Raw genomic sequence first — 7909 nt, 5'->3', positions numbered from 1 at the left:
GTATTAGGGAGGGGGCATTTGGCTTAGAGGAATCTTCATGTGAAAAGACCTGAAACAGCCTTCCCTATAGCAATAATAAAGATGTCTAATTTCTAATATAGAAAATAACAGCGTTGCTACATTCAATATGTAGCAACGCTATTTAAATTTTTTAAACAGGGTTAAATTTTTCAAGAAATTTACCTATAAAAAATGATATCCAATTAAATTCATAAGTTTATCCTCTATGTATTTTGTAACTACATTTCATCTTGCTGTAAAGAAACAAAAAAACACTTTTTTATTCAATAATTCCAATTTCTAGAGCCCTTTGAACAGCTTCTTCTTTGTTACGGACTCCTAGCTTTGTATAAGCTGTGGAAGCATAATTTCTGACCGTACCATTCGATAAATATAACCTTGATGCTATGGTAGTGTATCGAAGTCCCTTTGCTACTAGCTGCAATATTTCTATCTCCCTAGCTGTTAGCTCATAAGCGGCTGCTTTTGATTGTGGTGTCTCTTTTTGCTCATCGAACTTCTCAAATATTTTGTGAGACATTCCCTGATCAATCAGTGTTCCACCTTTGTGAATAAGTCGGATCGTATTAGCTAGCTCCAACGTTTCAATAGATTTAAGTAAAAAGCCATCCGCACCGTTGCGAAGTGATTCCAACGCCTGTTCGGTATCCTGAAACGTTGTGAAAATTAATACGCGGATATGTGGCCATTGTTGTTTGATTTTTTTTGTTGCTTCGACTCCATCCATGTGCTGCATATCTAAATCCATAAGTATAACATGGGGTTGAAGGCGCCCACACAAATCGATGGCTTCATTGCCATCTTCAGCTAAACCGACTACATTTAAATCTTCATATCTATCGAGTAGTGTCCTCAAACTTTCCCGGACAAATGGCTGATCGTCTACAATTAACAAACGAATAAGTCCATCTTTTATTTCAGTTTGTCGCGGTATGGTACAAGTAACAAGCATTCCTTCCTCTGGCTTTGTATATACAGACAATTGACCTTGCAAGTTCATTGCTCGTTCTTTCATCGCATTCATACCGAAGCCTTCCTGCCATTCTACATTTCCTTTTCCATTATCTTGAACTTCTAATCTCGTATATTGTTGTTCAAACTGCAATGAAACTATAATTTCAGTTCCCTGACCATGGCGTACTGCATTCGTAAGGGACTCTTGTAAGCAACGAATGAACGCTATCTTTGCTTGCCGAGACAATTCATATTCCTCTCCGTATGCTCGAAAACTTACATTAACCTGAGCGTGCTCCTGAAATTCGGCTCCAAGATTTTGTAGAGATTGAATCAAGGAAGGAGATTGACATGGAGAATCCATTTGATGTAGGTAACCTCTCACGTCCTCGATGCTTTTACGTCCCATTTCAAGCAGAGAATCTAGCCTCTGTATACCCATTTCAGTAGCAAGTTCGGTACGCAACGTTTCCATCCCCATAATAATAGAAGTATAAGCGTGACCAACTGTATCATGAAGCTCATTCGACAGTCTGTTCCGTTCTTCTGCCAGTGTAATGCGTTCAATTTGAGACATATATTGCTCAAGTACCGCGTTTTGTTTACGAATCGCTTCATTTTGCTTATGATTGACGATTAGTAAATGGAAAGCGAATCCCATTACATAAGCAAGTCCATAGTAGGTAACCAAAATCCAATAGCTATTACTTGGTGCAACCGCATGGAGAATTCCAGTTGTTATAAAAACTGTTGTTGGAGCTGTCCAATAATAGGACAAATGCTTACTATTCGCAGCAATCAGAAAAACCGATATAAGAAATGCCTTGTTAGCTTCAGGAAATAAAGAGGTTAAATATATACATAGTCCACCATATAGCAGTATTTCTGTGAACAAGTAATATTTGTAATTGAACAGTAAGGCTACCCATGGAATCGAGAAGGCAACAATCTCCCAAAAAATAACAATCCAAAATGAAAATGTTAAAAAATCCTGAAAATCTAATGTGATTACGACGATAGAGACACTAATAAGTATACGGACTCCTAACATAATCCAATCGTACCAAAACCAAGACTTAACCATATCTAACAAGTTATTCCCCCCTAAGTAGCCTACCATTTTACTTCCTATATTATGAATTAATCCTTCATACATTGTTATACTTTTTAATTTTACACTACAATTTTCTCACAGAAGGCAAACTTCTATCGATTTAGTTGCCGAATCATGCTACGGGTATAGCCCCCAATTTTCTTTGTCAAACGTTCTACTATTCTAATACTTATGGCGGTAAATACTATACCCATAAACATTACAAAGAGTGACTTGGCAAAAGTATCTATCTGTATGAAAATAATATTCATTTCAATGTAGCGATACAGTAGTGGTGCCAACAGGAACATAAGTGGCATTACATAAAAAATGGTTGCACAAATGATACTAAAAATGCCAATCACAAATTTCTGCATTAACCAAAAGACAGCAGACCAAGTACGACAATCTGTAAGCACTAATTTCACCTGAGCCCAGTTTGATGTATCCATTTTTATACTTCTATCATAAGTGTCGGTCGAAATATCTGTATAAATTTTCGTCTGTATGCGCTCGAATTGGATAAAAGGTGTCGTAGTCTGTAGTACGCGTATAACTAGTGGAATCCCAATTACCGTAAATGAAAGGGTGAAACTGAATAGCAGAGCTATTAGATAAAAACAAAAATAAAACAACCCTGTAACGAAAGTTAGTAATAAAAAATAACCATTCTGGATGAATCTTGATTTCATAAAGTTCTCGCTCCTATCTATGTAATAACCGAATTGTACTGCTTTTTTTGTCATTCTCACTAGTGTAAAAGTGTCATATGACATTTTTAAATGATGATAAAAAGGGGAGAGTAACCTACTTCTGGTTAAAAAAGATGCTTATATGAATCACCATAAAACAATCCCGTTCTTGCATCTGCAAGAACGGGATTGTTTTGTACTTTTATTTAATATGAGATGGACTTGTTTTTCGAATATGAAAAATAATATCAAATTGCTCAAGCAATGACGTATCAAAGTATGCCAATTGGTTCGGTAAGAGTCGTGCCCCTATACTTAGTAATGGTCTTTTTGTTTTAACCCATTTTTCTGCCGGTCCTTTAAGGTGACGGTTATCCAATAAAAACATTTTATATGGTACTTTTCCAAGGGTATAATTGAAACTATTTACATTTTGTGGAATCGGATCTGTTATAATCTTATCTCCGGTGTCGTTGTATAAGGTGAAATTCCCCTCCGTAGTTGTACTGCCAATTGTGACATAATTATTGTCTAAACGTTCCTTCAAATTATGCCCGGCAACATAAGGGTATAATTCCTCATCGAAAATTCCTTTAGCTATATGAACATTGTGTCCCCATACCATCGTTTTACCACCCAATGTCTCTTGTGCCCACATTACATGATCGGCCAAGTATTGCTCATGTAGCTTTAACATACTTGGATAGTCGTTAGGAATTAGCATTGTTGTATATTTCTCTATTGCACTTGCCGTTGCTTTGGCCCAGATGTATTCGGGTGAAGCTATTTCTGTGTTGGTTTGCCCATTCTCATCTTTTAGTAATTGGGCTACTCTCTCAGCGTTTGCTTTGAACTTTTCCTTTATTTCAGGAGCAAGGTCCATATATTCCTGTAAACCTCCATTAAAAGCCGATAATTCTTTATAATTTTCTTCTACTTCTGCCAGCAAATCTGGTCGATGCAGCCTTACATAATCAATTACTTTATTAAAGCAGCCTTGGTCCAACTCCTTTAAGTCGAGCCCAATAAATTGGATCTTTTTTTTATTGGATGGATCAGCATTATAATCTTTCATCCACTCAATCATGGCTATAATTTCATCAGTAGGATATAACAAGTTTAAAAATTCTCTAGGGTTTCCTTTTCCTGTTTGGATATATTCATTTAGTTTTAAGCCGTTACCCCAATCTTCTTCTATTGTGAAATTTGTAAAACCCATCTCAGTAACCAAATATTTCACAAGCCGAAACTTCATAGTGAAAATTTCAGAGCTTCCATGAGTAGTCTCTCCTAATCCTACATATTGTGCGCTCCCAATCATTTTCTTAAGTGGTTTTAAATCCTCAAATGATTTTGACGGCTCTATCGTTTTTAATGGGTAAGCCTGTGATTGTATTGATTTAACTATATTTTTTTGTATTGATTGATCTGAATTTTCGACTGCTACTGTTTGAGCCTTTCCTACTTCTACACATCCTGTGACTAATAAAGCTGTACTAACCATTGCAATTATTCTTTTCTTATTCATTTTTTTCACCTCAATTGAATTATTTGTAAAAGCAAGATTGATTCATTGTACTTGCACGAATCAATTGCCTTAATTCAATTGTTATCTATCCCATATCATATTTTCTAGTTACATATTGTCATAAGGTTAATTGACACAGGTCATAGACTAATCATTACACTTTTGTACTATCCGCTATGACAACTTATAAATAATAATTACATTGATGAGTCGTAAGTAAGACTAGATTATAAATTGGGGAGGGATTTTAAAGATGAATGAATTTGTATACAAAAATATTTTTATTCTAAGTTGTGTCTGTGGAAATGACAAGAAGTATATTCGATAAACAAGTGAATTATAGGGGAAGGGCGGATTAAAATGATATTACACGCAAAATCGTTCCACAATAAAGATAAAATCCAACGTGCTAAAATAGGACTTCAACTTTTTCTGAGTATCTTAATCATTACTTCAATTATCCTAAATGTAGTAGTAATAATTACGAAAAGTATGCCACTTATTGTGGTATATATGTTTACCCCAGCATTATCTTCTATTTTGACTCGCATAATACTGAAAGAAGGGTTTAAAGATGTATCTTTTAGTCTCGGTAACTTAAAGATATGGAAAGGGATTGGTTTTGCTCTGCTAATCCCTATGATTATTTGTGGAATTACTTATTCTATCGCCTGGTCGAGCGGAATTGCGGGGTTTCAGTATCCCGAAGTTGGTATGTTTATTTTAGAACCGATCTACAATATGCTTGGGCTTCAGTATGTAACGGCACCATTCAGCTTCATTTATCTAGTAGTATTGAGCGGCATTTTCGGAAGTTTGCTTGGCTTAATCCCAGCTTTGGGAGAAGAAATGGGTTGGCGAGGTTATATGCTCACAAGGCTAGTCGATGCAGAGTTTTCACGGCCCATCCTTATTAGTGGATTGATTTGGGCAACGTGGCATGTTCCAATAGTTATTGCTGGTCTATATGTAGCGGGACCATCTGTCGTTCTTTCAGTACTTGGTATCTATCTTTGTATTGTACCATTCGGTTATATTATAGCTTATTTACGACTTATCACAGGTAGCATTTGGCCTTCGGTTATCATCCATGCTACTTGGAATGCCATTATTCAAGGACCTTTCACACGTGCAAGTACAGGGTATCAAACTGAGATTTGGATTGGAGAATCTGGCTTGATAACCGCTAGTATTATCTTGATTACTGCAATAATTACGTCTCGAATCGTAAATTTTACTAAATAGCATACGGATGTGTTTTAAATTCAATTAGTGAAATATGACGAGGCGAAATAAGATGCTCCTAAAAATATTAGAAAAAATCTAGTTGAACAGACTCTTACTTCATCTTAGGCTGCTGGATATGTGGGGGACATCAAGCTAAGAAAATAAACTTGGTTGCCATAAAAAACATAATGTTTTCATTTAAAGGCTATGAGATGAAATTTCATCATCTTCATCAAGTTTGACCTTCAGGAAATAAAAACTTAAACGATTATACAAATACTCTAACTGAAAAAACGATAGTCCTTCTACATTTTAGATAGAAGGACTATCGTTTATTTTTTTGACAAAATTAGGAGGTGATGTTCATAAAATGGATAATATAATTCGTATTTGCGTAAAGAGAAAAAGTTTTCCAAAGAAGATGTAGTTAATTTCCTTGGTATAACGGTTGATTGAAATTTCATTTTATAACTTGTAAAGGGCTGTGCAATGCATCGTACTATTGAAAAATCTAAATTTAATCATTAAATTGCGATAAAATGTGGTCGGAAATAATGAAATTTTAGGAAAAATAAGGTACACTAGTTTATGATTTTAGTTGAAAATCGTTTGACGTTAATGCATACGGGGGAAAGATTGATGAACAACAATACAACAAATGAATCAGTTGAAGAAATTGATCAAAAACGAGTAAGATCAAAAAAACGTTATACAAATTGGAAGTTTATTGCAGCGGGTATTGGTGTAATTGCACTTCTTATTGGGGGAATGAGTTATTATCAGGCAACTCACTTCAATTCGAATGTTACAATTAATGACACAAAAGTTGGTGGTCTGAGCGCTGATCAGGCAATACAGAAATTAAAGACATCTGGACTAGCAAACAAAGTCTATGTTGATCAACAACAAATTTTAGATGAAAAAGATACAAAAACAGAACTTACGGAAAAAGATTTGCCTCAAGTTAAGAAACTATTAAAAAACCAGTGGACATTTTTCCCTTCCTCAAAGGGAGAAAATTATTCATTGCTACCAGAGAAGGCAGATCAGTATCGTAGTGAAACGATGAAAAAACTTGTAGAAGAAAAGCTCATCTCTATGAATGAGAAATTAAAAGCGCCTCAAGATGCTATGGCGAAGCTAGAACAAGGGAAAATTGTTATTTCGAAAAGTGTTGAAGGAAAACAGTATGATGTTACTAGTCTACTGAAAGATTATGATAAGCAAAAATATAAAAGCGAAATTCATCTGAAGTCTGCATACATAAAACCTATTAAAGAAGACGATCCGATTGTCAAAAAAGAGGAGAAAGCACTACAGAATCTTCTTGGGCAGTCTGTTGAGTATAAAGTGCAGGATGAAGTTTATCCTTTAAAAGCGAAAGATTTAATTCAAAATGCCTCTATGTCAAAGGATATGAAAGTTACAATTGATGCGAGTGACATTAAGAAGAAAATTACTGAAATTAATAATGCCAAATCAACATTAAATAAAGATTTCTCATTTAAAACTCATTCCGGTTCAGTCATATCAGTAAAAGGAGAAGGATACGGCTGGGCACTAGATGTTGAAAAAGAAACTAAACAAGTTCAACAAGCCTTTGAGAAAGGCGAAAAATCGCTTTCTGCTTCTAATATTCACGGGAATGGTTGGGAGAAGGAAGGTATCGGTTATAAAACAACATCGAATAATGGCATCGGAGACACGTATGCAGAAGTTTCAATTGCAGAGCAACAAATTTGGATTTACAAAGATGGAAAATTAGTTGTTACAACAAATGTAGTAACTGGTAAACATAGTACTGGTGAAGATACATCACCAGGTGTGTGGTACGTCCTATATAAACGAACACCATATACGCTAAGAGGTAACGCAGTAGGAAAAGCTGATTATGCGGTTAAAGTGGATTACTGGGTTCCATTCACAAATAGTGGTCAAGGATTCCACGATGCCGGCTGGCGCAAAGACTGGGGAAATAATGCTTATTTAACAGGAGGATCAGGTGGGTGTGTGAACCTTCTTCCTAATGTTGCAAAAACTGTATATGATAGTTTGAACACGTATGATCCAGTTATTGTGTATTAAAAAATAGCTACGTATCAAGAAATAAACAAAGCAGGAAATCTTACCTGATGGTATATGAAAAAACACCTCTTGCATTCGCATACTAAGTGTGCAAATGCAATGGAGGTGTTTTTGTTTGAATACAAGAGCGTATTGCTTATAAGAAACAAAGTAGAAAGAAATAATAAGTATTCAAATAGTCAATAAAATTGACAATGAATATCATTTTCACTTAATATAGATTCATTGCATTTAATTAGACATGAATTTTTTGTTAATATAATAGATTTCTATTAAGTTGTCACATTTAAGAACTATCATTAACTCTTT

Annotated in this window: 5 protein-coding genes; 2 read left to right on the top strand and 3 right to left on the bottom strand. The window is 35.1% G+C overall.

Features of this window, described 5'->3' with window-relative positions:
- Window positions 1-280: 280 nt before the first annotated feature.
- The 3 genes from ABWK52_RS07980 to ABWK52_RS07970 form a co-directional block, all read right to left on the bottom strand.
- Window positions 281-2068, bottom strand: coding sequence for a helix-turn-helix transcriptional regulator (locus ABWK52_RS07980; protein WP_061654907.1), 1788 nt, complete (start codon window positions 2066-2068; stop codon window positions 281-283).
- 113 nt (window positions 2069-2181) lie between these two features.
- A complete protein-coding gene (locus ABWK52_RS07975) occupies window positions 2182-2760 on the bottom strand; it encodes a sensor domain-containing protein (RefSeq protein WP_000842201.1) in 579 nt (192 codons plus the stop codon).
- A 202-nt stretch (window positions 2761-2962) separates the two neighbouring features.
- Window positions 2963-4288: an erythromycin esterase family protein gene (locus ABWK52_RS07970; protein WP_061654906.1), complete on the bottom strand. Its 1326-nt coding sequence runs from the start codon at window positions 4286-4288 to the stop codon at window positions 2963-2965.
- A gap of 360 nt (window positions 4289-4648) precedes the next feature.
- Here ABWK52_RS07970 and ABWK52_RS07965 point away from each other — a divergent pair, with 360 nt between their 5' ends.
- Window positions 4649-5533, top strand: a complete 885-nt coding sequence (locus ABWK52_RS07965; RefSeq protein ID WP_000600470.1) for a CPBP family intramembrane glutamic endopeptidase — start codon at window positions 4649-4651, stop codon at window positions 5531-5533.
- A 621-nt stretch (window positions 5534-6154) separates the two neighbouring features.
- The gene (locus ABWK52_RS07960) at window positions 6155-7600 is read left to right on the top strand and encodes a L,D-transpeptidase family protein (protein ID WP_001064057.1); all 1446 of its coding nucleotides are present in this window, start codon (window positions 6155-6157) and stop codon (window positions 7598-7600) included.
- The last annotated feature ends 309 nt before the right edge of the window (window positions 7601-7909 follow it).

Origin of the sequence: Bacillus sp. AP50 (assembly GCF_040492675.1) — a bacterium.
Classification (GTDB): domain Bacteria; phylum Bacillota; class Bacilli; order Bacillales; family Bacillaceae_G; genus Bacillus_A; species Bacillus_A cereus.
This window is presented reverse-complemented; position numbering and strand designations above follow the sequence as displayed.

What these genes read in the sequence shown, in the direction of transcription:
- ABWK52_RS07975 (WP_000842201.1), bottom strand. Translation starts at nt 2,760, where the DNA reads ATGAAATCAAGATTCATCCAGAATGGTTATTTTTTATTACTAACTTTC.
- ABWK52_RS07970 (WP_061654906.1), bottom strand. Translation starts at nt 4,288, where the DNA reads ATGAATAAGAAAAGAATAATTGCAATGGTTAGTACAGCTTTATTAGTC.
- ABWK52_RS07965 (WP_000600470.1), top strand. Translation starts at nt 4,649, where the DNA reads ATGATATTACACGCAAAATCGTTCCACAATAAAGATAAAATCCAACGT.
- ABWK52_RS07960 (WP_001064057.1), top strand. Translation starts at nt 6,155, where the DNA reads ATGAACAACAATACAACAAATGAATCAGTTGAAGAAATTGATCAAAAA.